At 36.1% G+C, this 23233-nt stretch carries 25 protein-coding genes and 2 tRNA genes; 11 read left to right on the top strand and 16 right to left on the bottom strand.

The genetic code is table 11. The features are described from left to right. Positions 1-2: 2 nt before the first annotated feature. The 4 genes from GGR42_RS05155 to GGR42_RS05140 form a co-directional block, all read right to left on the bottom strand. A complete protein-coding gene (locus GGR42_RS05155) occupies positions 3-1583 on the bottom strand; it encodes an aldehyde dehydrogenase (NADP(+)) (protein ID WP_167961510.1) in 1581 nt (526 codons plus the stop codon). A gap of 38 nt (positions 1584-1621) precedes the next feature. After that, a complete protein-coding gene (locus tag GGR42_RS05150) occupies positions 1622-2536 on the bottom strand; it encodes a dihydrodipicolinate synthase family protein (protein WP_167961508.1) in 915 nt (304 codons plus the stop codon). 119 nt (positions 2537-2655) lie between these two features. After that, positions 2656-2739 (bottom strand) — tRNA-Leu (locus GGR42_RS05145). 55 nt (positions 2740-2794) lie between these two features. Then, positions 2795-2867 (bottom strand) — tRNA-Lys (locus GGR42_RS05140). A 133-nt stretch (positions 2868-3000) separates the two neighbouring features. Between GGR42_RS05140 and GGR42_RS05135 the strand changes: the two genes are divergently transcribed. Continuing rightward, on the top strand, positions 3001-3516 hold the full coding sequence (locus GGR42_RS05135; protein ID WP_167961506.1) for a shikimate kinase: 516 nt from the start codon (positions 3001-3003) through the stop codon (positions 3514-3516). On the opposite strand, the gene GGR42_RS05130 is transcribed toward GGR42_RS05135, so the two are convergent. Continuing rightward, complete coding sequence (locus tag GGR42_RS05130; protein ID WP_167961504.1) at positions 3508-4005, bottom strand: phosphoribosyltransferase family protein; 498 nt, start codon at positions 4003-4005, stop codon at positions 3508-3510. The two genes, GGR42_RS05135 and GGR42_RS05130, sit on opposite strands and share 9 nt — an antisense overlap. 39 nt (positions 4006-4044) lie before the next feature. After that, on the bottom strand, positions 4045-4416 hold the full coding sequence (locus GGR42_RS05125) for an RNA-binding S4 domain-containing protein (RefSeq protein ID WP_167964358.1): 372 nt from the start codon (positions 4414-4416) through the stop codon (positions 4045-4047). 79 nt (positions 4417-4495) lie between these two features. On the opposite strand from GGR42_RS05125, the gene GGR42_RS05120 reads away from it, so the two are divergent. Then, positions 4496-5464, top strand: coding sequence for an FKBP-type peptidyl-prolyl cis-trans isomerase (locus tag GGR42_RS05120; protein WP_167961502.1), 969 nt, complete (start codon positions 4496-4498; stop codon positions 5462-5464). Positions 5465-5547: 83 nt separating this feature from the next. On the opposite strand, the gene GGR42_RS05115 is transcribed toward GGR42_RS05120, so the two are convergent. Genes GGR42_RS05115 through GGR42_RS05105 form a run of 3 tightly spaced genes read right to left on the bottom strand, consistent with a single transcriptional unit; the run spans position 5548 to position 8059 of the window. Further along, positions 5548-6171 (bottom strand): outer membrane beta-barrel protein, encoded by a 624-nt coding sequence (locus GGR42_RS05115; protein WP_167961500.1) that lies wholly within the window; start codon positions 6169-6171, stop codon positions 5548-5550. 57 nt (positions 6172-6228) lie between these two features. Further along, positions 6229-7182, bottom strand: coding sequence for a transketolase family protein (locus GGR42_RS05110; protein ID WP_167961498.1), 954 nt, complete (start codon positions 7180-7182; stop codon positions 6229-6231). Positions 7183-7213: 31 nt separating this feature from the next. Continuing rightward, positions 7214-8059, bottom strand: a complete 846-nt coding sequence (locus GGR42_RS05105; protein WP_167961496.1) for a transketolase — start codon at positions 8057-8059, stop codon at positions 7214-7216. Between the two features lie 164 nt (positions 8060-8223). Here GGR42_RS05105 and tgt point away from each other — a divergent pair, with 164 nt between their 5' ends. The 5 genes from tgt to GGR42_RS05080 all read left to right on the top strand — a co-directional run bounded on the left by tgt (position 8224) and on the right by GGR42_RS05080 (position 14475). Continuing rightward, positions 8224-9354, top strand: coding sequence for a tRNA guanosine(34) transglycosylase Tgt (gene tgt, locus GGR42_RS05100; RefSeq protein WP_167961494.1), 1131 nt, complete (start codon positions 8224-8226; stop codon positions 9352-9354). Then, positions 9355-10437 carry an LptF/LptG family permease gene (locus tag GGR42_RS05095; RefSeq protein WP_167961492.1) on the top strand — a complete coding sequence of 361 codons (1083 nt, stop codon included), beginning with the start codon at positions 9355-9357 and terminating at the stop codon, positions 10435-10437. 82 nt (positions 10438-10519) lie between these two features. Beyond that, positions 10520-11473, top strand: coding sequence for an acetyl-CoA carboxylase carboxyltransferase subunit alpha (locus GGR42_RS05090; RefSeq protein WP_167961490.1), 954 nt, complete (start codon positions 10520-10522; stop codon positions 11471-11473). 169 nt (positions 11474-11642) lie between these two features. Beyond that, positions 11643-13190 (top strand): replicative DNA helicase, encoded by a 1548-nt coding sequence (dnaB, locus tag GGR42_RS05085; protein WP_167961488.1) that lies wholly within the window; start codon positions 11643-11645, stop codon positions 13188-13190. Between the two features lie 100 nt (positions 13191-13290). Beyond that, positions 13291-14475, top strand: a complete 1185-nt coding sequence (locus tag GGR42_RS05080; protein WP_245201395.1) for an asparagine synthetase B — start codon at positions 13291-13293, stop codon at positions 14473-14475. A gap of 277 nt (positions 14476-14752) precedes the next feature. Here the strand turns inward: GGR42_RS05080 and GGR42_RS05075 are convergent, their stop codons facing one another. Next, the gene (locus tag GGR42_RS05075; protein WP_167961485.1) at positions 14753-15556 is read right to left on the bottom strand and encodes an HAD family hydrolase; all 804 of its coding nucleotides are present in this window, start codon (positions 15554-15556) and stop codon (positions 14753-14755) included. Between the two features lie 104 nt (positions 15557-15660). Here GGR42_RS05075 and GGR42_RS05070 point away from each other — a divergent pair, with 104 nt between their 5' ends. After that, positions 15661-16083: a secondary thiamine-phosphate synthase enzyme YjbQ gene (locus GGR42_RS05070; RefSeq protein ID WP_167961483.1), complete on the top strand. Its 423-nt coding sequence runs from the start codon at positions 15661-15663 to the stop codon at positions 16081-16083. A gap of 59 nt (positions 16084-16142) precedes the next feature. Here the strand turns inward: GGR42_RS05070 and rplT are convergent, their stop codons facing one another. From rplT to GGR42_RS05045, 5 genes are all read right to left on the bottom strand, one after another. Further along, entirely contained in the window at positions 16143-16487 is a 345-nt protein-coding gene (gene rplT, locus GGR42_RS05065) for a 50S ribosomal protein L20 (RefSeq protein ID WP_167961480.1), read from the bottom strand. A 95-nt stretch (positions 16488-16582) separates the two neighbouring features. After that, positions 16583-16780 carry a 50S ribosomal protein L35 gene (gene rpmI, locus GGR42_RS05060; protein ID WP_053971854.1) on the bottom strand — a complete coding sequence of 66 codons (198 nt, stop codon included), beginning with the start codon at positions 16778-16780 and terminating at the stop codon, positions 16583-16585. Between the two features lie 54 nt (positions 16781-16834). After that, positions 16835-17395, bottom strand: coding sequence for a translation initiation factor IF-3 (gene infC / locus GGR42_RS05055; protein ID WP_167964354.1), 561 nt, complete (start codon positions 17393-17395; stop codon positions 16835-16837). A 31-nt stretch (positions 17396-17426) separates the two neighbouring features. Next, positions 17427-19367 carry a threonine--tRNA ligase gene (thrS, locus tag GGR42_RS05050; protein ID WP_167961478.1) on the bottom strand — a complete coding sequence of 647 codons (1941 nt, stop codon included), beginning with the start codon at positions 19365-19367 and terminating at the stop codon, positions 17427-17429. Positions 19368-19457: 90 nt separating this feature from the next. Then, positions 19458-19685: a DUF6095 family protein gene (locus tag GGR42_RS05045; RefSeq protein ID WP_167961476.1), complete on the bottom strand. Its 228-nt coding sequence runs from the start codon at positions 19683-19685 to the stop codon at positions 19458-19460. A 66-nt stretch (positions 19686-19751) separates the two neighbouring features. Here GGR42_RS05045 and GGR42_RS05040 point away from each other — a divergent pair, with 66 nt between their 5' ends. The 3 genes from GGR42_RS05040 (at position 19752) to GGR42_RS05030 (ending at position 22349) form a co-directional block, all read left to right on the top strand. Next, positions 19752-20879 carry a glycerate kinase gene (locus GGR42_RS05040; protein ID WP_167961474.1) on the top strand — a complete coding sequence of 376 codons (1128 nt, stop codon included), beginning with the start codon at positions 19752-19754 and terminating at the stop codon, positions 20877-20879. A 58-nt stretch (positions 20880-20937) separates the two neighbouring features. Next, complete coding sequence (locus GGR42_RS05035; RefSeq protein WP_167961472.1) at positions 20938-21633, top strand: DUF2490 domain-containing protein; 696 nt, start codon at positions 20938-20940, stop codon at positions 21631-21633. Positions 21634-21866: 233 nt separating this feature from the next. Continuing rightward, the gene (locus GGR42_RS05030) at positions 21867-22349 is read left to right on the top strand and encodes a GAF domain-containing protein (RefSeq protein WP_167961470.1); all 483 of its coding nucleotides are present in this window, start codon (positions 21867-21869) and stop codon (positions 22347-22349) included. Here GGR42_RS05030 and GGR42_RS05025 read toward each other — a convergent pair. Continuing rightward, positions 22333-23232, bottom strand: a complete 900-nt coding sequence (locus GGR42_RS05025; RefSeq protein ID WP_167961468.1) for a DUF4249 family protein — start codon at positions 23230-23232, stop codon at positions 22333-22335. The genes GGR42_RS05030 and GGR42_RS05025 overlap by 17 nt on opposite strands. Position 23233 lies beyond the last annotated feature (1 nt).

Genomic DNA, 23233 nt, shown 5'->3' with positions numbered 1-23233 from the left:
GTTTAAATGGTGCCTTGAGAGTATTCTCCATTCACGATTCTATAAATTTCCAATGGGTTTTCGTTTTTTAACTCATCAGGTAGCAGGTCGTGTGGCCAATTTTGATAACTTAAAGGTCTAACAAAACGCTTGATTGCACCAGTTCCAACTGAAGTAAACCTGCTGTCCGTGGTTGAAGGATAGGGTCCGCCGTGTTGCATGGATGGGCATACTTCTACTCCTGTAGGCATACCATTGTATATCAATCGTCCTACTTTTTCCAGTAAATGATTTACAAGTTCTGGGTATTTGGACAGTTCATTGTCATCAGCCATTAATGTGGCTGTTAACTGTCCTTCAAGGCATTTGACGACCTTTAAAAGTTCTTCTTCGTCTATGCACTGAACAATTAATGAAAAAGGACCAAATACCTCTTTATGTAGGGTAGGATTTTTTAAAAATACGCTTCCTTCAACGGTGGCCAATTGTGGTTCCACAAAATTAATTTCTGTAGTCCCTGGAGAATTGGTAAGTACGGAAATATGTTCTTGGGAGGTTATCTCATTCTGATTTTGTTCGTATGTGCGCTTTATATTTGGGTGAAGCATACAAGAAGCATCCATATCTTGTAACAGTTCAGAAAGAGTTTTAGAAAAAGAAGTAAGTTCTTTACTTTTAATACTTAAAACCAGCCCTGGATTGGTACAAAATTGTCCTGCGCCCAGCGTTATGGAACCTGCTAAATTTTTAGCTAGGCTATCCGAACTACTTTTTAAAGCTTCAGGTAGCAAAACAACAGGATTAATACTTCCCATTTCTGCAAATACGGGAATGGGCTCGGGTCTGCTGTTTGCAATATCAAATAAGGCTTTCCCACCTCGAAAACTACCTGTAAAGACAACACATTTTATATCTGGATGTTTGGTTAGTTCAACACCAACCTCAATGCCACTACTGTTGAGGTTGGAAAAAACGCCATTGGGCATTCCTGTTTTTTTAGCTGCTTTGATTATGGCAGATGACACCAATTCACCAGTACCCGCATGCATGGGATGGGATTTTACAATTACAGGGCAACCAGAAGCTAATGCCGATGCCGTGTCTCCACCTGCGGTTGAAAAAGCCAATGGGAAGTTACTGGCTCCAAAAACAACTACCGGTCCCATAGGAATCAACATTTTTCTAATATCGGCTTTTGGAAGAGGCTCTCTTTTAGGTTGGGCTGTATCAATAGATGCTTCTAACCAAGATCCTTCGGCAACTAAATTTGCGAAAAGTCGCAATTGTCCCATAGTTCTTCCTCGTTCTCCAATAGCTCTCCCTTCTGGCAACCCAGATTCTTGAGTGTAAGTGTTAATTAATTCATCCCCCAGAGCTAAAATCTCATCAGCTATGGCATTTAGAAATTCACTTTTTTTAGCACCACTTATGTTCTTGTAGGTGTAAAAAGCTTCTTTGGCAATAGCAACTGCCTTGTTGATATCTTCCGAGGAAGCCTCGTAAAATTCATAAGGATTTTCACTATTACTTTTTGGATTGAAGGTTTTAAAAGGTTTATGGGAACCTACTAATTTACTTCCGATATAATTTTTTCCTGTAATCATGTTTTAATTGTGGTTTGATGCTTTTAAAAATACTTCTTCTAGATGGATTTATAGTTGGGTAGGGTAGGTCTTGTTCGCAGACCTTCCTCAATAATGGCCAAAACACGTTCTCGTTCCTTGCCTGCCAAAGGCAATCTGGGAGCTCTTACATTTTCTGTTCCTATTCCCGTGTGAACTTCCGCTAGTTTAATGTTTTGCACTAGTTTGGTGCTTACATCCAACTCTAGTAGGGGTAAAAACCAACGATAAATTTTAAGTGCCTCTTCGATTCTATTTGCCTTTATCAATTTATAAATGGCAACAGTCTCTCTAGGGAAAGCACATACTAAACCCGCAACCCAACCGTCGGCTCCCATTAATAGGCTTTCCATTCCCAAGGTATCAACACCGGTTAAAATACTGTATCTGCTACCAAATCGGTTTCTAATTCTGGTCACATTGGAAATATCCCTTGTGGATTCCTTTACCGCTTGGATGTTGTTATGGGGGGTTAGTTCATCCAACATATCCAAAGTGATTTCAATTCCATAATCAATGGGATTGTTATAGAGCATAATGGGCAGTGATGTGTTTTTGGCTATTTCCGAGAAATAGGTAATAGTTTCTCTACTGTCTGCTTTGTATCTCATAGGAGGCAATAACATAAGACCTTGGGCGCCATCTTTCTCTGCAATGTGTGCTGTGTCAATAGCCCCTTTTGTGGTCTGCTCTGCAATATTGATTATAGTAGGTACACTCCCATTAGCTAAAATCACTGTTTCTTTTACAAGAATACTCTTTTCTTTAGGGGAAAGTGTACTTGCCTCACCCAAAGTGCCTCCTAAAATAATTCCTTCAACACCTGCATCCAACTGCGCTTTTATGTTGGTTTGGAACATGTCCAAATCCAATTCATCATTTTGGGTAAACTTAGTGGTTACAGCTGGCATAACACCTTTCCATACTAGACTCATAGTATTTATTTGATTTAAAATAGTTGAAGTCTAAAGGTAAAGATTTACCATAAAATTTATGGTACAAATGTGTTTGATTTAATCAAGAAAATCAAAAGAAGGAAAAAAATATATTATTGTGCGCACGAGAAGACTCGAACTTCCACGACCTAATGGCCACCAGCCCCTCAAGCTGGCGCGTCTACCAATTCCGCCACGTGCGCAATTATAAGAAAGTAATTTAAACAAAAAAAGTTAAGTACTGTGACTTAACTTTTGTGACCTGGCTGGGGCTCGAACCCAGGACCCTCTCCTTAAAAGGGAGATGCTCTACCAACTGAGCTACCAGGTCATAATGTTGCCTATTGCTGTTAGCGGGTGCAAATATACCATCATTAATTTATTTCGCAAGGCGATTTGTATATAAATTTATTTTTTTTTGAAATCAATTGAATTTACTCCACTTTTGCCAAAAATTTATTGAAATGCGCATTGTGCTTGTGGGTTATATGGGAAGTGGAAAGTCTACTATTGGTAAGATTTTGGCCAAGAGTTTGAAAATTAACTTTTTAGATTTGGATGACTATATTGAAAACGAGCTGGAGAATACTATTTCTGATATTTTTAAGGAGAAAGGAGAGATTTTTTTTAGAAATAAAGAACATATTTTTTTAAAAGAGGTCTTAAACAAAAAAAATAATTTTATACTCTCTACAGGAGGTGGAACACCATGTTATAGTGGCAATATGGAAACCATTTTAAAAGAAACAGAACACGTTTTTTATTTAAAGGTATCTGTTGCTGGTTTGGTGGAAAGGCTGTGTAAAGAAAAAAATGAAAGACCTTTGATTAAAAATTTGCCCGATGAGGACTTACCAGAGTTTATTGGAAAACATTTGTTTGAAAGAAACCATTTTTATTCCCAAGCAAATTATACTGTTTTATGTGATGGGAAATCGCCAGAGGAAATTTCAGAGGAAATAGAAAAACTTTTAGTTTAAGTAAACCGAGTCGTTCTTAGTCTTAAACTCTACGTGAACATGTTCTTGTAGGCTAGTTGATAGAGAGATTCCTTTAAAATCAGCTTTAACAGGATATTTTTTATGGTTTCTATTAACTAAGACAGCCGTTTTTAATTGTTTCAATGGTGTTTTTAAGAAATGATGCACACCATAGATCAAAGTGGTTCCAGAGTTCAGTACATCATCAACCAGTACAACGGATTTATTGTGATATTCCTTTTCAGGAATGCTAGTGGTAACACCACTGGATAAAGGATTTTTCTTATCCATTGTTACCTTGCACAAGGTAATTTTGGCTTCGGTGATTTTTTTAAGAATAGTTTGGATTTTTTTAGCAAAATTCAATCCCCCTCCATCAATCCCGGCAATGATTATTTCAGGCTCGTTTACATTGGTCTCGTAAATTTGATATGCAATGCGTTTTGCTTTATGCTGAATTTCTTCGTGACTTAATATTTGGTTTTCCATCAGAATGCTAATTTCAATTCAAAGATAAAGAAACCGTTGTTATTCTGATTCATCTGTATAGTCATCAATATCTCTACGATCCTTCTTGGTAGGTCTACCAGTTCCTTTTTTTCTGTAGTAGTTTTTGGAATACCTTAAAAGTTCATTATGTTCGAAAGCTTCTTTTGGAGTGGTATCTTTTCTATATATATCCACCAATTTGGCACCTACCCTGTTTTCTGGGATGTCCAAAACGGTTAGCTCATAATTTATTTGATTTTTTCTAACAATGATTTTGTCCATGGGATATACCTCTCTTGAAGGTTTGACCACTTGTCCATTTATTTTTACATGACCCTTTTTACAAGCTACCGAACCTATGTTTCGGGTTTTAAAATAACGGGTACTCCATAAGTATTTGTCTATGCGCATGTATAAATCAAAATCTTTGTTAAGGTCTTCTACAAAAATAGGGGAAAATTGTATCTTGCGCCCTTGTAAAAGAAAATGCATGAAAACGAAACAATTATTTTATTTATTAATTATACTTGGAACAGTTGTTGGGTCCTGTAAAAAGGATGATGGGTCGGACATAGAAGTTATTCCTCCAAGGTTATTAAGTGAGGTAGCTGCAGAAAATGAGGAAGAAATTCAAGATTTTTTAAAAACCCACTTTTATAATTATGAGGAGTTTAATAGTCCTCCAGCTGATTTTAATTATAAAATAAAATTGGATACTATTGCAGGTTCCAATAGTGGAAAAACGCCTTTGATTGATCAAATGGAATCTATTATTATTAATGTTTCATCGGATGCTTTTTCTGGCTTGGAAGAGGAGGATAAAGTACAGCATAAATTATACTTTCTTTCCGTTAGGGAGGGTGAGGGCACAAATCCTACTGTTGCCGATTCTACTTTGGTTAGGTACGAGGGCTCTTTGTTAAATGGGACTGTTTTTGATGGAGCCTTTAATACAGCTCTTTGGTTTGATTTAGGTGCCATTCAGGGAACAGGGGCTCGAGGTTTTTCTGAAGGGTCGGTTAATTTTAAATCAGGTGGTGAAGTCATTGTTAACAATGATGGAACATTTACGGTTGATGGTTATGGGGTTGGATTGATGATATTTCCTTCTGGTTTAGGTTATTTTAGCAATTCTCAAACTAATATTCCTGCATATAGCCCTTTGATTTTTAAAGTTGATATGTTTACCCATACCATAGATACAGATCATGATAATGATGGAATTCCCTCTATTTTGGAAGACTTGAATATGGATGGTTATTTATACAATGATAATACAGACAGGGATGAAGAGGAGGATGCTTTTTCACCGGCATTTTCAAATTTTGTGGATTCAGATGATGATAATGATGGAATCCTCACAAGAGAGGAAATTTCTGACGACAATGGAAATATCGTAATTCCTTATCCAGACTCTGATGGAGATGGAACTCCAGATTATTTGGACCCAGATAACTAACTAATACCTAGAGAAGATTAATTAAAAAAGCTGCAAATTCATTTATTTGCAGCTTTTTTAATATTGATTTTAGTATTGTTTTTTTATAATTTTAAAGATAAACCAAATATAATTTGCGAAGGTCTGGAATCTACTCTTCCAGAAATATCAGAACCTGTAATATTTTCTCCTATAAAATCCGCTTCATTTTCAGAGAAACCACGTTCATAGCGAACGTCAACGCCAATATTTCCCAAGTTTACTCCAACTCCCATATGAAGACCTACAGAAAAATCATTTTTAACGTCTTCTACCTGTAAATCCTTTAAATCATTATCTAAAGTATACTGGAAAGCTGGGCCAGCAAAGACACTTAATGGGCCAACAATTTTGTATCCTAAAAGTACAGGGACATCCAATTTAGAAATATCGTACTCACTGTTGATACCATTTGAACTGTAATCACTTTTTGTTTTGGTGTAAATAATTTCTGGTCTGAGGTATATTTTTGGAAAATCCAATTTTCCAAAAAAACCAATGTGATAGCCAATTTTACCATCTGAACCAGCAATGATGTCCTCACTTGAGGAGGATACAGCATCTCTAAAACTTAAATCTCCGTTTTGATTGTAATTGAGGCCGGCTTTAATTCCAAAACCTGAACCTGATTGTGCAAATGCAGTTATGCTTACTAAAGCATATACCGCCACTAGAAGTGTTTTTCTCATAATGAATGTGTTCTTTTTTTTGATTTAAAGTAATAGTGTACCAAAAAAATGACACCACTATTTCCTTTTTAACACACTTAAAACGGCTTCTACTATTGCTTTATTGTTTAATCCATATTTCTCCATCAATTGCTCAGGAGTACCACTCTCACCAAAGGTATCATTTGTTGCAACAAACTCTTGTGGAGTAGGATGTTGTGTTGAAAGTACTCTTGCAACACTTTCTCCCAAACCTCCTAAATAATTGTGTTCTTCAGCAGTTACAATACAACCTGTTTTTTTAACAGATTTTAGAATAGCTTCATCATCCAATGGCTTTATTGTATGAATATTGATGACTTCTGCAGAAATGCCTTGATTCTCTAAAGTTTCTGCCGCAATCAATGCTTCCCATACCAAATGTCCAGTTGCGACAATGGTAACATCTGTACCTTCATTGAGCATTAAAGCTTTTCCAATTTCAAATTTTTGGTCAACGGGCGTAAAATTTGCCACTTTTGGTCTTCCAAAACGTAAATAAACGGGACCATGATGTTCAGCAATGGCAATGGTGGCAGCTTTGGTTTGGTTATAATCACACGGATTGATAACGGTCATTCCCGGTAGCATTTTCATCAATCCTATATCCTCCAATATTTGATGCGTAGCACCATCTTCTCCAAGAGTTAATCCTGCATGTGATGCACATATTTTAACATTCTTATCAGAATATGCGATTGATTGTCTTATTTGATCATATACCCTTCCTGTGGAGAAATTGGCAAAAGTTCCAGTGAAGGGGATTTTTCCTCCAATGGTTAATCCCGCTGCAATGCCCATCATATTGGCTTCTGCGATACCTACTTGAAAGAAGCGTTCTGGATTTTCATCAATGAATGTTTGGATTTTTAGAGAACCTACCAAATCGGCACATAACGCCACAACATTGGGATTTGTTCTTCCCAACTCAGTCATTCCTGCTCCATAACCACTTCTAGTATCGTTCTTACCTTGATCTATATATTTTTTCATGTTTTGTTGTCTTAATACTGTAGTTATTGGTTTAATAATCTCCCAATGTTTCTGGGTTTTGAGAAAGGGCATCTGCTAATTGTTCATCGCTTGGGGCCTTACCGTGCCATGCATGCGTATGCATCATGAAGTCTACTCCATTGCCCATCATTGTATATAAAAGCACACATACAGGTTTTCCTTTTCCAGTTCTGCTTTTGGCCTCTTTCATTCCAGTAAGGATGGCTTCAATATCATTACCTTCTTTAATGTCCACAACATCCCAACCAAAAGCTTCGAACTTAGCTTTTAGGTCACCCATGGGAAGTACATCATCTGTAGAACCATCTATCTGCTGACCATTATAATCAATTGTAGAGATTAAGTTATCTACTTTTTTTGCGGAGGCGTACATAATAGCTTCCCAGTTTTGACCTTCCTGTAATTCACCATCCCCATGTAAGCTATATATAATATGGGAATCTTTGTTTAACTTTTTTGCCTGTGCAGCACCAATGGCAACTGACATTCCTTGTCCCAAAGACCCAGAGGCAATACGAACCCCTGGTAATCCTTCATGAGTGGTTGGGTGTCCTTGTAAACGGGAGTTTAACAATCTAAAAGTCTCTAGTTCATTTACAGGAAAATAACCTCTTCTTGCCAATACACTATAGAAAACAGGAGAGATATGCCCATTGGATAGAAAGAATAAATCCTCTCCTATTCCATCCATATCAAACCCTTCTTTTAATTCCATTATTTCATTGTACAAAGAAACAATGAACTCAGCACAACCTAATGAACCGCCTGGATGACCAGAATTCACCTTGTGTACCATTCTTAAAATATCCCTCCTAACTTGTGTGGTAATATCTTGTAACTCGCTTACGTTTGGCATTTTAGTCTTTAGTTTTATTCTGGACAAAAATAGTTGCTATCTTTTGGGTAAGCAAATATGAATTCTACTATTTTGGATAAGTTAAAGGTATTCACAGAACTTTATTTTTTTGTTAAGGAAGTTATGCGTTGGAGTTGATTATCTTTGCTCACTTAAAATAGAATTTGAAGTTTACATTACATCATACGGACCCAAAAAGTAAGGCAAGAGCAGGGGAGGTTATAACCGATCACGGTAAAATAGAAACCCCAATTTTTATGCCTGTTGGTACAGTAGCATCTGTAAAAGGTGTGCATCAAAGAGAGCTTAAGGAAGAAATTGACCCAGATATTATTCTCGGGAATACTTATCATCTTTATTTGCGCCCTCAAACTAAAATAATAGAACAGGCTGGTGGCTTGCACAAGTTTATGGGTTGGGATAGAAATATTTTAACCGATAGTGGTGGCTATCAAGTATATTCCCTATCGGCCAACAGAAAAATTAAAGAAGAAGGAGTAAAGTTTAAATCCCATATAGATGGTTCCTACCATGTTTTTACGCCAGAAAATGTAATGGAAATTCAGCGTGTGATCGGCGCCGATATAATTATGGCCTTTGATGAATGTACTCCCTATCCATGCGACTATAATTATGCAAAGCGTTCCATGCACATGACACATAGATGGTTAGATAGGTGTATTTCCCATTTAGAGAAAACGCCTTATACATATGATTACTCTCAATCCTTTTTTCCTATTGTACAGGGTTCCACATATAAAGACTTAAGAAGACAATCGGCTGAGTACATAGCAAATGCAGGGGCAGAGGGCAATGCCATAGGAGGCTTGTCAGTTGGTGAGCCCGCAGAGGAAATGTATGCCATGACAGAGGTGGTATGTGAAATTCTTCCAGAAGATAAACCCAGGTATTTAATGGGAGTTGGAACACCTATTAATATCTTGGAAAACATAGCCTTGGGCATTGATATGTTCGATTGTGTAATGCCTACCCGAAATGCCAGAAATGGTATGTTGTTCACAGCACATGGTACTATTAATATAAAGAACAAAAAATGGGAGGATGATTTTTCACCCATTGATGAAATGGGAATTACTTTTGTGGACACAGAATATTCTAAGGCCTATTTACGCCATTTATTTGCAGCTAATGAATATTTGGGAAAGCAAATAGCGACCATACATAATCTAGGTTTTTATTTATGGTTGGTTAGAGAGGCCAGAAAACATATTTTAGCAGGGGATTTTTATGAATGGAAGAATATGATGGTAAAACAAATGGATAAAAGATTATAGGTGCTCACAATCCTTGACAAATACATACTAAAGCGTTATTTACTCACTTTTGGGGTAATGTTACTCTTGTTTATCCCTATTGGAATTATGGCCAATCTTGCCGAGCAGATAGGAAAGATGATAGATAATGAAGCTCCAATGAACGAGATTATTGTTTATTATGTAAATTTTACAATTGTCATAGGAAGTTTGCTGTTTCCTATCTTTCTTTTCTTATCAATTATTTTCTTTACCTCCAAATTGGCAAGCAATACAGAGATAGTAGCAATTTTAAGTTCAGGGGTGTCTTATGGAAGATTTTTGAGACCTTATTTAATAGGAGCAACAATTATTGCTGTCATCATGTTTTTTATGGGTATGTTTTTGGTGCCAAGGGCCAGTGAGGGCTTCAATGAGTTTCAGTATAAATATTTAAAAAAGGGTAAACAAGATAGGGTTACCAGCAATATTTTTAATCAATTAAACGAAAACGATTTTATTTATGTAAGTAGTTTTGACCCGGCAAGACAAATTGGCTATAATTTTACCTTTGAACATTTTAACGAGGAGAATCAATTGGAGTATAAAATAAATGCAGCCAATATAAGGTGGATTCCCAAAGATACATTGTATCGATTGACTTCTTACAGTAAAAGAAAATTATTAAAAGAGACTGAAATAGTGCAAACCAAAAGAAGATTGGATACCCTTTTTCAGTTTAAAATAAATGACCTTACTCCTGTGTCCTATATTGCAGAAACGAAGAATCTTTTTGAACTTAATGAATTTATTAAGGATCAAAGGAGAAAAGGGGCATCCAACATTAATACTTATGTAATGGTAAAATATAAGCGTTGGGCATTGCCCATTACTGCTTTTATTCTTACTGTTATCGCAGTTGCTGTTTCATCAGTAAAGCGTAGAGGAGGAATGGGCGTAAATTTGGCTTTTGGAATAGGGGTGGCATTTATTTTTATATTTTTTGATAAGGTTTTTGGTACTTTGGCGGAACAGGCAGGTTTTCCACCTCTTTGGGCAATTATAATTCCTAATTTAATTTTTGGGGCGCTGGCTTTTTATCTTCTTAATAATGCCAAACGATAGCATAAAAAAAAAGTCTTGTCGTTGGGTTACCTATTAAAATTTTATATTTGTCGTCTCAAACTAACTAACAAATTTTACATTCATGGAGTATTTGGATTTTGAACTTCCTATAAAAGAATTGGAAGAACAATTAGATAAATGCATGGTCATTGGCGAGGAAAGCGATGTTGATGTTACAGAAACTTGCAAGCAGATAGACAAGAAATTAACTGAGACCAGAAAAGAAATTTATAAAAACCTTACCGCTTGGCAGAGGGTCCAATTATCCAGACATCCCAGCAGACCTTATACCATGGATTATATAAATGCTATTTGTGGAGACACATGGCTAGAGCTTCATGGAGATAGAAATGTAAAGGATGATAAGGCCATGGTAGGGGGGCTTGGAAAGATTGGAGATCAAAGTTTTATGTTCATCGGTCAACAAAAGGGATATAATACCAAGACAAGACAGTACAGAAATTTTGGTATGGCAAACCCAGAAGGGTATAGAAAAGCGCTTAGATTAATGAAATCTGCCGAGAAATTTGGGATACCTGTGGTGACTCTTATTGATACTCCTGGAGCTTATCCTGGGCTGGAAGCGGAAGAACGTGGACAGGGAGAGGCAATTGCCAGAAATATTTTGGAAATGACACGATTAAAAGTGCCAATAATTTGTATTGTTATAGGTGAAGGTGCATCTGGTGGTGCTTTGGGTATAGGAGTAGGTGACAAAATGTTGATGTTGGAAAATTCATGGTACTCTGTAATCTCCCCAGAAAACTGTTCTTCGATTCTGTGGAGAAGTTGGGAATTCAAAGAAAAAGCGGCCGAGGCTTTAAAGTTGACAGCTACCGATAGCAAAAAACTAAAAGTTATCGATGAAATAATTAAAGAGCCAATTGGTGGTGCGCATAGCAATAGGGAAAAGATTTTTAAGACAGTGAGCGATGCCATAGTTAAAACATATGATGAGTTTAAAAACTTATCACCAAAAGAGTTGGTTAAAAACAGAATGGAAAAATACTCACATATGGGTGTTTATAATGGTTAAGTGCTGTTTTAATCAAAGTTTTATAAAAACCGCAAAAAAAAATTTGTGGTTTTTTTATGTTATGAACACAAAATTGTAACTTATCAACACCTAATTTGTTGACCAACTGTTAACATTGAAATCTCTTGAGTTTAAGTTAACTTAAGGTTAATTCCATACATTCGTATTCATGGACAAACCCAATCCTATAATCGGTCATAAAATTGACAAATCCACCATCATCAACCTTGAAAGGGGTAAAATACCACCTCAAGCAATTGATTTAGAGGAAGTTGTGCTGGGTGCAATGATGATTGATAAGAAAGGTGTAGATGAAGTAATAGATATCCTACAACCGGACGCCTTTTATAAAGATGCGCACAGGCATATTTATGAAGCTATCTTTAAATTGTTTGAAAGTTCGGAACCGGTTGATTTATTAACCGTTTCTTCACAGTTAAGGAAAGATGGTCATCTGGAAACTATTGGAGGGGATTTTTACCTAATAAAACTCACTCAAAAAGTAGCTTCATCTGCCCATATTGAGTTTCATGCTAGAATTATTCTTCAAAAATTCATTCAAAGGAGTTTAATTAAAATTTCCAATGAAATTATTGAAGATGCATATAGTGACTCCAATGATGTTTTTGACTTATTGGATAGTGCGGAATCTAAGTTGTACGATGTTAGTCAGGGAAATTTAAAGAAATCTGCCGAAACTGCCCAGAATTTGGTGATTCAGGCAAAAAAGAGAATTGAGGAAATTGCAGGCAAGGAGGGGATGAGCGGTATTCCTTCAGGTTTTGATAAAGTGGACAAACTTACATCGGGTTGGCAGCCTAGTGATTTAATTATTGTGGCAGCACGTCCTGGTATGGGTAAAACCGCTTTGACATTGTCAATGGCTAGGAATATGGCCGTAAATTCCAATATGCCCGTAGCGTTCTTTTCCTTGGAAATGTCATCTGTACAATTGATTACCAGATTAATTTCATCCGAAACTGGACTCTCTTCAGAAAAACTACGTACTGGTAGATTGGAAAAGCATGAATGGGAGCAATTAAATGTGAAGGTGAAATCTTTGGAAAAAGCCCCTTTATTTATAGATGATACACCTTCTCTTTCCATTTTTGACCTTAGGGCAAAAGCAAGAAGGCTGGCTTCGCAGCACAATATAAAGATAATAATGATAGATTATCTTCAATTGATGACTGCTGGCGGCAATCAAAAAGGAGGGAATAGAGAGCAGGAAATTTCTACAATTTCTAGAAACTTAAAAGCCTTGGCCAAAGAGCTCAACGTTCCGGTCATAGCTTTGTCACAGTTATCCAGAGCTGTGGAAACCAGGGGAGGAAGTAAAAGGCCTATACTTTCCGATCTTAGAGAATCTGGAGCTATTGAGCAAGATGCGGATATTGTGTCATTTATTTATAGACCAGAGTACTATAAAATTGATGAGTGGGATGATGAAGAACGTACTCCAACACAAGGGCAGGCGGAGTTCATTGTAGCCAAACACAGGAATGGTGGGTTAGAGAACATTAGGTTAAAGTTTATTGGTAATCAAGGTAAATTTGATAATTTAGAGGACTTTGATTCTCCTTTTGAGTTTCAATCCAAGATGAACGCCAATGATGAGAATCCGTTTATCACCAAAAATTTACCAAATGCAGATGAGGCTTTTGGAAGCTCAATGAACGACGGTAGTGACCCAGATGATAATGATATACCTTTTTAAAATTATAAATTTTCTTCCTGTTCGAGCTAAATCGAAAGGATTTTTCATTTTTCTTCTTTTTTCTTCTATTCAAACATTTGCATCCAATATTTTAATTCCCATGGATGCCGAAAGTCAAAAAAACCATTTAAAGGCATATGGCATTACTTACTGGGTTTTGTCAAAACAGCAAAAGGTACAATGGCTTCTCAACTATAGGGGGGGGGCTTTCTTATTGCCAGATGGAGATGCCATTAGAAAGGAATGCCAAATAAGGGGTGTTTCATTCGAAGTTTTATCAGATGCCCAGTCAAATGCTATTTTAGATGCTATTAGTAGTCCAGCCAAAAACCAGGAAGCTGTAGTTTTGGAAAAGGCCCCAAAAATTGCTGTATACTCTCCAATAAGTAACCAGCCCTGGGATGATGCCGTTACAATGGTTCTTACCTATGCGGAGATTCCCTATGTCACCGTATATGATGAGGAAGTTCTTGGGGATAAACTTGCCTTATATGATTGGTTGCATTTGCACCATGAAGATTTTACAGGCCAATATGGTAAGTTTTATGGGGCTTATAGAGCTGCACCTTGGTATATAGAGGGTAAAAAGACCGCAGAAGAATTGGCAAGCAAATTGGGGTTTAGCAAGGTTTCTGATGAAAAAGGAGCCGTTGCCCTAAAAATAAGGAACTATGTAATAGGAGGCGGGTTTATGTTTGCCATGTGCTCGGCTACAGATAGTTTTGATATTGCATTGGCCGCTGATGGTGTGGATATTTGTGAACCCATGTTTGATAATGACCCCTCTGATGCTAATTATCAAAATAAACTGGATTTTACCAAAACCATGGCTTTTACAAATTTCACTTTGGAAAGAAACCCCTTAAAGTATGAGTTTTCTTCTATTGATATGACAAATAAAAGAAGACTTCCAAAGGAATCGGATTATTTTACATTAATGGATTTCTCTGCTAAATGGGATCCTGTTCCAACTATGTTATGCCAGAATCATACGACTTTGGTCAAGGGTTTTATGGGTCAGACCACATCTTTTACCAGAAATGAAATTAAACCCAATGTATTGATATTGGGGGAAAATAAAATTAATAGTGAGGCCAGATATATTCATGGCATTAAGGGAAAAGGCTTTTTTACTTTTTATGGAGGTCATGATCCAGAAGATTACCAACATAGGGTTGGTGATCCAAAAACAGAGCTAGAACTTCACCCAACTTCTCCTGGTTATCGATTGATATTGAACAATGTCTTGTTTCCTGCAGCTCGGAAGAAAAAACAAAAAACATAAAGGGGTTTTAAAAAAAATAAGCGCCAAATGAGAAAGGCGCTTATTTAATAGCTAATTCAAGTATATATTCAAGTTGAGTATACAACTAAGGCCCATACTTGGGATGGCCTATATATTATATAGGGTAAATTTCTTACTACAATGCAAAGTAAAACGTACTTGCGTTAAGGATATTATACTATTTTATCAAAAAAACGTTATTATTTATCAAAAATATTAATTATTAATGAAAATGATAATAAAAATGTAATTTTTTAACAAAAATTTACTGATTACTTTAATTTTTGGCTTTAATAAGTTTTTGAAGAATGTATTCTACCCCATTTTCATCATTGCTCAAGGTTTTGTAATTGGCGCTCTCTAAGATATTGGGATGTGCATTGGCCATGGCAAAACTATAATCGGCACAAGCCAACATTTCCAAGTCATTGTTGTAGTCGCCAAAAACCATAGTTTCATTGGGGTTTATACTAAATTTCTCTTGAACTTGCATTAAGGCGTGTCCCTTGTGGGCGTTTGTTGCCGAAATATCTACCCAGTTGGGTCCGGAAACTTTTACTTTAAGTTGGTTCTCATAATGTTTTACCTCTGGATATATATACTTTTCTGAACTCTCAAAATGATAAATGGCTATTTTAAGTACTTCTGCATCTACCTGGGATAAATCGTCTACGATTTCAAATTCTGAATAATATTGTCTGAGCATATTTATAAACTCGTCAGAATCTCCTGTTAAATATGCATTTCTTTTTCCACAAAGTACGGGGTGTATTTTTTTAACAGTATTCAAAGTCCGCAACACCTCATTTCTAATTGGCTTGTTTAAGGGAGTAGACAATAATTCCTCTTCCTTGTGCATTGCAAAACCACCGTTCTCCGCAATAACAATAATATCGTCTTTAATGGAATGTAATTTTTCCACAATACTATTGTACTGTCTACCACTTGCAGCTACAAATAGAATTTCCCTTTTTTTAAGTTCTTCAAATAATGAAAAAAATAGGGGGCTCACTTCATGATTGGAATTTAATAACGTGCCATCCATATCCGTTACCACCATTTTAATTTTAGATAAATCCATTCCTTTGTGTTGAGAGGAGGCAAAGGTATTTCTTCTATGGGAATAAAATAAAGTAATTTGGTGAAGTTTGTATTAAATTAGTATTTCTTAATATTTTATTTTGAATGAATTTTTATCAAAAAGAAATACGATTACCATCTTACGATAGAGGATTTCACTTAATTACTAATACAATAGTAGATGGGATGTCCGAAATTAAGAAGATAAAAATTGGAATGCTGAATGTTTTTATAAAACATACCTCAGCAAGTCTTACTATCAATGAAAATGCAGACCCAACGGTAAGGATGGATTTTGAAAGTCATATGAATGAGATGGTTCCTGAGCATGCTCCTTATTATATTCATACTTATGAAGGTCCAGATGATATGCCTGCACATATTAAGGCATCATTAATGGGAACTTCAATACAAATTCCTATAACAAATGGAAGATTGAATTTAGGGATTTGGCAGGGGATCTATTTATGTGAACATAGGAATGCTGCTTCTGGACGAAAATTGGTAGTAACGGTAATAGGGTCATGATTAAATAAAAAAATCCCGTTCTGCTGAACGGGATTTTATATAAGCGAGAATGTTTTTATTTATTTTACTTTGTCCACAACTGCTTTAAAAGCATCTGGATGGTTCATGGCTAAATCGGCCAATACCTTACGATTAAGGTCTATATTATTGGCTTTTACCTTACCCATGAATTGTGAGTAGGACATTCCATGCAATCTGGCACCAGCATTAATACGGGTAATCCATAAGGAACGGAAAGTTCTTTTCTTGTTTCTACGGTCTCTATAAGCATATAACATTGCTTTTTCAACCGCATTTTTGGCTACTGTCCAAACATTTTTACGTCTTCCAAAGTAACCTTTGGCTTGCTTCATCACTTTTTTTCTACGAGCTCTTGAAGCAACTGAATTTACTGATCTTGGCATTTTTTTAATTTTTTTTGTAGTAGGCGTCTTGTATTTACTATAAGAACTTTTTAAGGCCTAACTCCAGGGTTAATGATAATTACCGATAAGGACAATTATTTTAAACGTAATTGTTCCTTTATGCTGTTAACATCTGACTCGTGCACTAATGTAGAGTGTGTTAACGCTAGCTTTCGCTTTTTGCTCTTCTTTGTAAGAATGTGGCTTTTAAAAGCGTGCTTTCTTTTGATTTTACCAGACCCGGTAAGCTTAAAACGCTTTTTGGCACTGGATTTTGTTTTCATTTTAGGCATTATTTCCTATTTATATTAATCTCACTTACTATCTTAAAACTGTAACTGCAGTATTTATTTTTTAACTTTTGTTTTAGGGGCAAGGAACATGGTCATTCTTTTTCCCTCCAACTTTGGCATTTGCTCTACTTTTCCTAAATCCTCTAATTCAGAGGCCAACTTTAAAAGTAAAATTTCACCTTGATCCTTATACACTATGGAACGGCCTTTAAAGAAAACATATGCCTTTAATTTGGCGCCATCTTTAAGAAACTTTTCCGCATGTTTCTTTTTAAATTCATAATCATGGTCATCAGTTTGGGGTCCAAACCTAATTTCCTTGATTACAACTTTAGAGGCTTTGGCCTTCATGACCTTTTCCCTCTTTTTCTGTTCGTAAAGAAACTTTTTATAGTCTATTATTTTACAAACAGGTGGATCTGCTTTTGGTGATATTTCAACCAAATCCAATTCTAATTCATCAGACTTTGCTAATGCATCAGATATGGAATAAACACCTACTTCAATATTATCACCTACTAACCTCACACTGGGAGAAGTGATTTTTTCATTGATTTTGTGAGGGTTTTTATTTTCCCTCCTAGGCTGGGGCCTAAATCTTTTTCTTATTGCTATGGCTTAAATATTTTTAATTAAACATTAATTCTTAAAACGACTTTAAGGTACTATTTATTTCCTTATTGACCAAGTCAGCAAAATCGTTTACAGAAAGCGTGCCAAAATCTTCTCCTCCATGTCTACGAACAGATATGGTATTGGTTTCCTCTTCTTTTTCCCCTACAATCAGCATAAATGGTATTTTGTTCATTTCTGCCTCACGTATTTTCTTGCCTACAGTTTCGTTTCTCTTGTCAACGAGGGCGCGAATTTCGTGATTTTCTAGGGATTCTAAAACTTTTTTAGCATATTTTTCATGCTTTTCGCTAATTGGCAATACAACAGCTTGCTCTGGAATAAGCCACAAAGGGAAATTTCCACCTGTATGTTCCAATAAAAGTGCTATAAAACGCTCCATACTACCAAAGGGAGCACGGTGAATCATAACAGGTCTATGGGATTCATTATCACTGCCTTTATAGGTTAAATCGAATCGTTCTGGAAGGTTATAATCTACCTGAATGGTACCTAATTGCCAACTTCTTCCCAAGGCATCTTTAACCATAAAATCCAGCTTTGGTCCATAAAAGGCCGCTTCTCCACTTTCAATTGTGTATTTCAATCCTTTTTCCTTGGCTGCATTTATAATGGCATTTTCTGCTTTTTCCCAATTTTCTACTGAACCAATGTATTTTTCTGGTTTATCTAAATCACGGACGGATACCTGGGCCGTAAAATTTTCAAAACCTAGGGAGCCCAAAACATAAAGGGATAAATCGATTACATTTTTAAATTCATCATCCAATTGGTCCGGAGTACAAAAAATATGTGCATCATCTTGTGTAAATCCACGAACACGTGTCAATCCATGAAGTTCACCACTTTGTTCATACCTATATACTGTTCCAAACTCGGCATATCTTTTAGGTAATTCCCTGTAGCTAAATGGTTTGTGGTTATATATTTCGCAGTGATGCGGACAGTTCATAGGTTTTAGTAAAAACTCTTCATCTTCTTTTGGAGTTGTAATAGGTTGAAAACTATCTTCACCATACTTGGCATAATGTCCTGAAGTTACATAAAGCTCTTTCTGGCCAATATGTGGAGAAACTACCATTTCATAACCGGCTTTCTTCTGTGCTTTTTTAAGAAATTGTTCCAACCGCTCCCTTAAAGCAGCACCTTTAGGTAACCATAGTGGTAACCCTTGACCTACTTTTTGCGAAAAAGTAAAAAGTTCCAATTCCTTTCCCAATTTTCTATGATCACGTTTTTTGGCTTCCTCTATAAGCTCAAGGTATTCTGTAAGCTCTTTTTGTTTTGGAAAAGAAATACCATAAACGCGGGTCAATTGGGTGTTTTTCTCATCTCCCCTCCAATACGCCCCGGCAACACTTAAAATTTTTATGGCCTTTATAATGCCGGTATTGGGAATATGCCCACCACGACATAAATCCGTAAAAGTGTCATGGTCACAAAAAGAAATAGTGCCATCTTCAAGATTTTCAATAAGTTCCACTTTATACTCATTGTCTTGAGATTTGTATAGGGAAAGGGCATCTGCCTTCGAAACGGCACGCATTTTGAAATCGTGCTTTCCGCGGGCAATTTCCAAAGCTCTTTTTTCTATCTCTGGAAAATCCTTTTCAGAAATGGTTTGCTCGCCTAAATCCACATCATAATAAAAACCATTCTCTATAGCAGGCCCAATAGTCAATTTTACACCAGGATACAATTCTTCGATAGCTTGCGCCACCACATGCGAAGTAGAATGCCAAAATGCAGTTTTTCCTTCTTTGTCGTTCCAAGTAAAAAGGGTTAAAGAACCATCCGTGGTCAATGGTGTAACCGACTCTACTTTGGTCTCATTAAAACTTGCAGAGATAACATTTCTTGCCAGCCCTTCACTAATACTTTTCGCAACATCCATAGGAGTGCTTCCACTTTCAAATTCTTTTATAGAACCGTCTGGTAACGTAATTTTTATCATTGGATTTTCTACATCAATAAGTGAGCAAAGATAACATCTTGGATCGATGCTGACAATAGATTCTGAATATGTCTTATAGAAAAACGTGTATTATTCTTTCTTAGAAAAAATGGCGTCCATTATGGTTTTTATACTATAGAATCCAAAACCAATGGCCAAAATGGCCAAAACCATTCCAATAATTAAAACTGGCCAATAAAAAGGATGCTCTTGGTTTTTGAATGCCTGATAAATCACCCATGGTGCCAAAAACATAAAAGCCACCGTATATCCGAGAAATTTTAATCCTTTTACCAATATATCTTTGTCTGTTCCCATAATTCTCCAAAATTAATAAGAATGGTTATATTTATTAGATATGTGTAAAAAGCTTTGTGAAAAAGTATGAAGATATTATTGATTCCAGATAAATTTAAAGGTTCTGCCTCTGCAAAAGAAGTTGTTGCGGCTCTAATAAAAGGAATAAAAAGAGCGGTTCCACATGCCAATATTAAAAGTTTTTTGGCATCTGATGGAGGTGACGGTTTTCTAGATGCCGTTTTCAACTATATAGATGCTGAAGAAGTTAAAACCAAAACCTTTGACCCTTTGGGAAGACCTATTACGGCTTCTTATTTGTTGAACAAGGAAAATAAAAGCGCGTACATAGAAATGGCTAAAGCTTCTGGAATGGAGTTGTTGACTGCTGATGAGCGCAACCCAATGGATACAACTACATTTGGAACAGGAGTGTTAATTAAAAATGCCGTTTCCCAGGGTGCAAATAAGATATATGTTGGTTTAGGAGGTAGTGCCACGAACGATGGCGGGGTAGGAATGGCGAAAGCCTTGGGATATGGTTTTAAAGACCATAGTGGTGAAACAATTGATCCTATTGGTAAGAATTTGATTAATATCCAAAGTATAGAGAGCAAGAGCTTGGAAAGGTATCTGGGTGTATCTTTTTATGCAGTGAACGATGTGCAAAATCCCTTGTATGGAAAACAAGGGGCAGCCTATGTTTACGCCAAGCAAAAAGGCGCATCAGATGCCGATATTGAAGATTTGGATGCAGGTTTGGTCCATTTGAGTAAAATTGTAAAGGAACAGTTGAATAAAGATATTGCCCATGTTTCTGGCGCTGGAGCAGCTGGAGGTCTGGGTTACGGTTTAAAAACTTTTTTGAATGCGGAATATGTTGTTGGAATTGAATTTCTTTTAGGACTTGCAAAAATACCACAGCTACTAAAAAAACAAAAAATTGATTATATCATCACTGGAGAAGGTAAAATTGATGGTCAAACTCTAAATGGAAAGCTAATCAAAGGTGTTGTGGATATGGGAAAACAACATAAAATTCCTGTATTGGGCGTTTGCGGAAAATTAGATATTGATAAAAAGGAACTTTTCTCTTTAGGGTTACACGATGCTTTGGAAATAAGTGAAGCCTCTAAATCTTTGAACTATAATATGAGTCATGCTCCAGAATTGATAGAGAATGCCATTTATATGTATTTCCAAGATATGGCCTAATTTGATTAGTTTTTTCTATCCCATTATCTTTGCCTCTATAATATAACAATCTGTATAAATGAGAAAAGGAATATTTTTTTTGACTATGCTTTTTTTACTTGCTCCAAAAATGGGGAAAGCCCAAATAGATGAAGATAAATTAGGTGCATGGTACATGTATTTTTTTGATACTACCTTTAAAGAAAGTTCATGGGGACTACAAGGAGATATTCAATACCGTAATTGGGATTTAGGTGGAGATCTTGAGCAATTGCTCTTAAGAGGAGGATTAACATATAAGCCCAAAAGCACAAATCTTAAGTTGACCCTTGGCTATGGAAACATAAGTACTGGTGCTTTTGGATCAGAAACATCAAAAACACAAGAAAGTAGAATTTATCAAGAGGCTATTTTTCCTGTTCAATTTGGGAGTAGGATTTATACTAATCATCGTTTTAGGTACGAACAAAGATTTGTGGAAAATCAAGACTTTAGAACGCGTTATCGTTATAATTTGTTTGTGAATGTAGCTTTAAATAAAAAAACTATGGAGGCAAAAACCGTATATCTCGCTCTTTATAATGAGTTGTTTATAAATGGACAACGAGATATTGGAGACGGAAGGAGTGTAGAGGTGTATGACCGAAACAGATTATATACAGCAATAGGGTATGTAATAAAAAAAGGGCTTAAAGTTCAGTTGGGTATTATGAAGCAAACTACGGATAATTGGAGTAAAAAACAGTTGCAATTAAGTCTTCATCAAAAAATATGATGCCTTAGATTATAAAGGAGTTGGTTGAAATATACCATGAAAATGTATTGATCGGGAATGAAATGATTTCTTTAATTTTTATACTGCTTTTTTCATTTGGAGCAATAAGTGCTCTCTTAGGAATTATTGGAGCTAATAAACGAAGTAAAAGGGCTAGTGATAAATTAAAGGAATTTGAGAAAAAATACCCATCTAGTCTAGATAGTAAAAACTGAAAATATTTTTGAATAAGCATGAGTGATAAAAGTACAAATCTATTGGAGGTAGTTTCAACTCTTTTAAACCAACAAAAAGTTGATTGGCAGCAAGTTTTGTCAAAAGTCATTGAAGGATTTGATTGTGCCACGGGAACCCTACATTTCTTGGATAAAGAAACTGGATTATTGAAGTTGCGAGCAGAGCAAGGAATTCCAGAATTTTTACTGCCTAAAGTATCAGAAATCCCCATTGGAAAAGGAATGGCCGGTATTGCTGCAGAACGTATGCAACCTGTAGAAATGTGTAATCTGCAAACGGATACATCGGGTGTGGCAAGACCTGCCGCTAAGGAAACCAAGGTACAGGGTTCTATTGCCGTTCCAATGATGCTAAATAAAATATTATATGGAACATTAGGCATTGCCAAGCCTGTTCCTTATGATTTTACAGAAGAAGAAAAAGAGAATTTGATGGAAATTGGGTTGGTGATCAGTCAGGTACTTATTCAATCTCAATAGAAGCTTTATGTTCCTGTACCACTGCAAAATAACCCAAGGGAAATAGGTTGGATTGGTTTACATTATCAAAAATTTCATCGTTATCTAAATCTGTCACATCAAAAATATTGCCCCTAATTGTTGACACGGGTGTGCTAAAAACATTAAAATCACCCCTGCTTACATCTATTAATTGGCTCATGTAGTTGTAAAATGTAAGATCAGCACCCAGAATACTAATATCTATTTCTCTTCCAGTTTCCAAGTCTTCATCATAGAAATAGGAAAATTTGAATTCTTGTCCTTGATAAAAAGTATCTTCGGTTACTTCATAGTTGTTAAAGCCAAAATCAAAAAGATAAAAATCCTCTCTATCTGGAGCGTCTGTATATGAAACAATAATTTCTGTATCATCCTCATTAAAAAGAGTTCCTTCACCTTGTTCTAAATTAGTAATGGGGACAGTTGGTACATATGGGGTTCTTGCGAAATATCTACGTCCTTTATGTTCAAGGGATAAAATAAAAACTATCCCATCTTCTATCATTGGCGTTCTAATACGTTGATCAGATGAAAAATTGGGGTCGGGTACGTAAATGCCACTTCCCAGTTCCACTTCGGCCAAAGAAGAAAAATACAAATCCTCAAACAATTCGGGTGCATTGGCACGGGGTACACCATATTGAATTACTGCATTTTCCAGACCCGAAACTGGAATTTCTCCAAAGAAGTTACTGGATTCTGTAATTTTTATTTCCACAGGAACAAATTCAAGTTCTTTGTCCACTCTAATTAATCCGTCTACGATCAATCTTGGTGCTTCGGTTGGGACATCTACTTCAATAACATCTTCACAACCAATTAGGAAGAATAAAAAAAAGGAAATAAATAAACATTTCTTCATG

It is taken from the genome of Saonia flava, assembly GCF_011927795.1.
GTDB classification, from domain to species: Bacteria; Bacteroidota; Bacteroidia; order Flavobacteriales; family Flavobacteriaceae; genus Saonia; species Saonia flava.
Note: the sequence above shows the minus strand (reverse complement) of the source record. Positions and strands in the feature narration are given on the sequence as shown.

Excerpts from the sequence above, each read along its gene's own strand:
- rpmI (WP_053971854.1), bottom strand. The coding sequence starts at position 16,780 with ATGCCTAAAATGAAAACAAAATCCAGTGCCAAAAAGCGTTTTAAGCTT.
- GGR42_RS05115 (WP_167961500.1), bottom strand. The coding sequence starts at position 6,171 with ATGAGAAAAACACTTCTAGTGGCGGTATATGCTTTAGTAAGCATAACT.
- GGR42_RS05025 (WP_167961468.1), bottom strand. The coding sequence starts at position 23,232 with ATGAAGAAATGTTTATTTATTTCCTTTTTTTTATTCTTCCTAATTGGT.
- GGR42_RS05090 (WP_167961490.1), top strand. The coding sequence starts at position 10,520 with ATGGAGTATTTGGATTTTGAACTTCCTATAAAAGAATTGGAAGAACAA.
- GGR42_RS05070 (WP_167961483.1), top strand. The coding sequence starts at position 15,661 with ATGAATTTTTATCAAAAAGAAATACGATTACCATCTTACGATAGAGGA.
- GGR42_RS05125 (WP_167964358.1), bottom strand. The coding sequence starts at position 4,416 with ATGCGCATAGACAAATACTTATGGAGTACCCGTTATTTTAAAACCCGA.
- dnaB (WP_167961488.1), top strand. The coding sequence starts at position 11,643 with ATGGACAAACCCAATCCTATAATCGGTCATAAAATTGACAAATCCACC.
- GGR42_RS05135 (WP_167961506.1), top strand. The coding sequence starts at position 3,001 with ATGCGCATTGTGCTTGTGGGTTATATGGGAAGTGGAAAGTCTACTATT.
- rplT (WP_167961480.1), bottom strand. The coding sequence starts at position 16,487 with ATGCCAAGATCAGTAAATTCAGTTGCTTCAAGAGCTCGTAGAAAAAAA.
- GGR42_RS05130 (WP_167961504.1), bottom strand. The coding sequence starts at position 4,005 with ATGGAAAACCAAATATTAAGTCACGAAGAAATTCAGCATAAAGCAAAA.
- GGR42_RS05110 (WP_167961498.1), bottom strand. The coding sequence starts at position 7,182 with ATGAAAAAATATATAGATCAAGGTAAGAACGATACTAGAAGTGGTTAT.
- GGR42_RS05045 (WP_167961476.1), bottom strand. The coding sequence starts at position 19,685 with ATGGGAACAGACAAAGATATATTGGTAAAAGGATTAAAATTTCTCGGA.
- GGR42_RS05035 (WP_167961472.1), top strand. The coding sequence starts at position 20,938 with ATGAGAAAAGGAATATTTTTTTTGACTATGCTTTTTTTACTTGCTCCA.
- GGR42_RS05080 (WP_245201395.1), top strand. The coding sequence starts at position 13,291 with ATGGATGCCGAAAGTCAAAAAAACCATTTAAAGGCATATGGCATTACT.
- GGR42_RS05150 (WP_167961508.1), bottom strand. The coding sequence starts at position 2,536 with ATGAGTCTAGTATGGAAAGGTGTTATGCCAGCTGTAACCACTAAGTTT.
- GGR42_RS05155 (WP_167961510.1), bottom strand. The coding sequence starts at position 1,583 with ATGATTACAGGAAAAAATTATATCGGAAGTAAATTAGTAGGTTCCCAT.
- GGR42_RS05120 (WP_167961502.1), top strand. The coding sequence starts at position 4,496 with ATGAAAACGAAACAATTATTTTATTTATTAATTATACTTGGAACAGTT.
- GGR42_RS05105 (WP_167961496.1), bottom strand. The coding sequence starts at position 8,059 with ATGCCAAACGTAAGCGAGTTACAAGATATTACCACACAAGTTAGGAGG.
- GGR42_RS05040 (WP_167961474.1), top strand. The coding sequence starts at position 19,752 with ATGAAGATATTATTGATTCCAGATAAATTTAAAGGTTCTGCCTCTGCA.
- GGR42_RS05075 (WP_167961485.1), bottom strand. The coding sequence starts at position 15,556 with ATGGATTTATCTAAAATTAAAATGGTGGTAACGGATATGGATGGCACG.
- thrS (WP_167961478.1), bottom strand. The coding sequence starts at position 19,367 with ATGATAAAAATTACGTTACCAGACGGTTCTATAAAAGAATTTGAAAGT.
- GGR42_RS05030 (WP_167961470.1), top strand. The coding sequence starts at position 21,867 with ATGAGTGATAAAAGTACAAATCTATTGGAGGTAGTTTCAACTCTTTTA.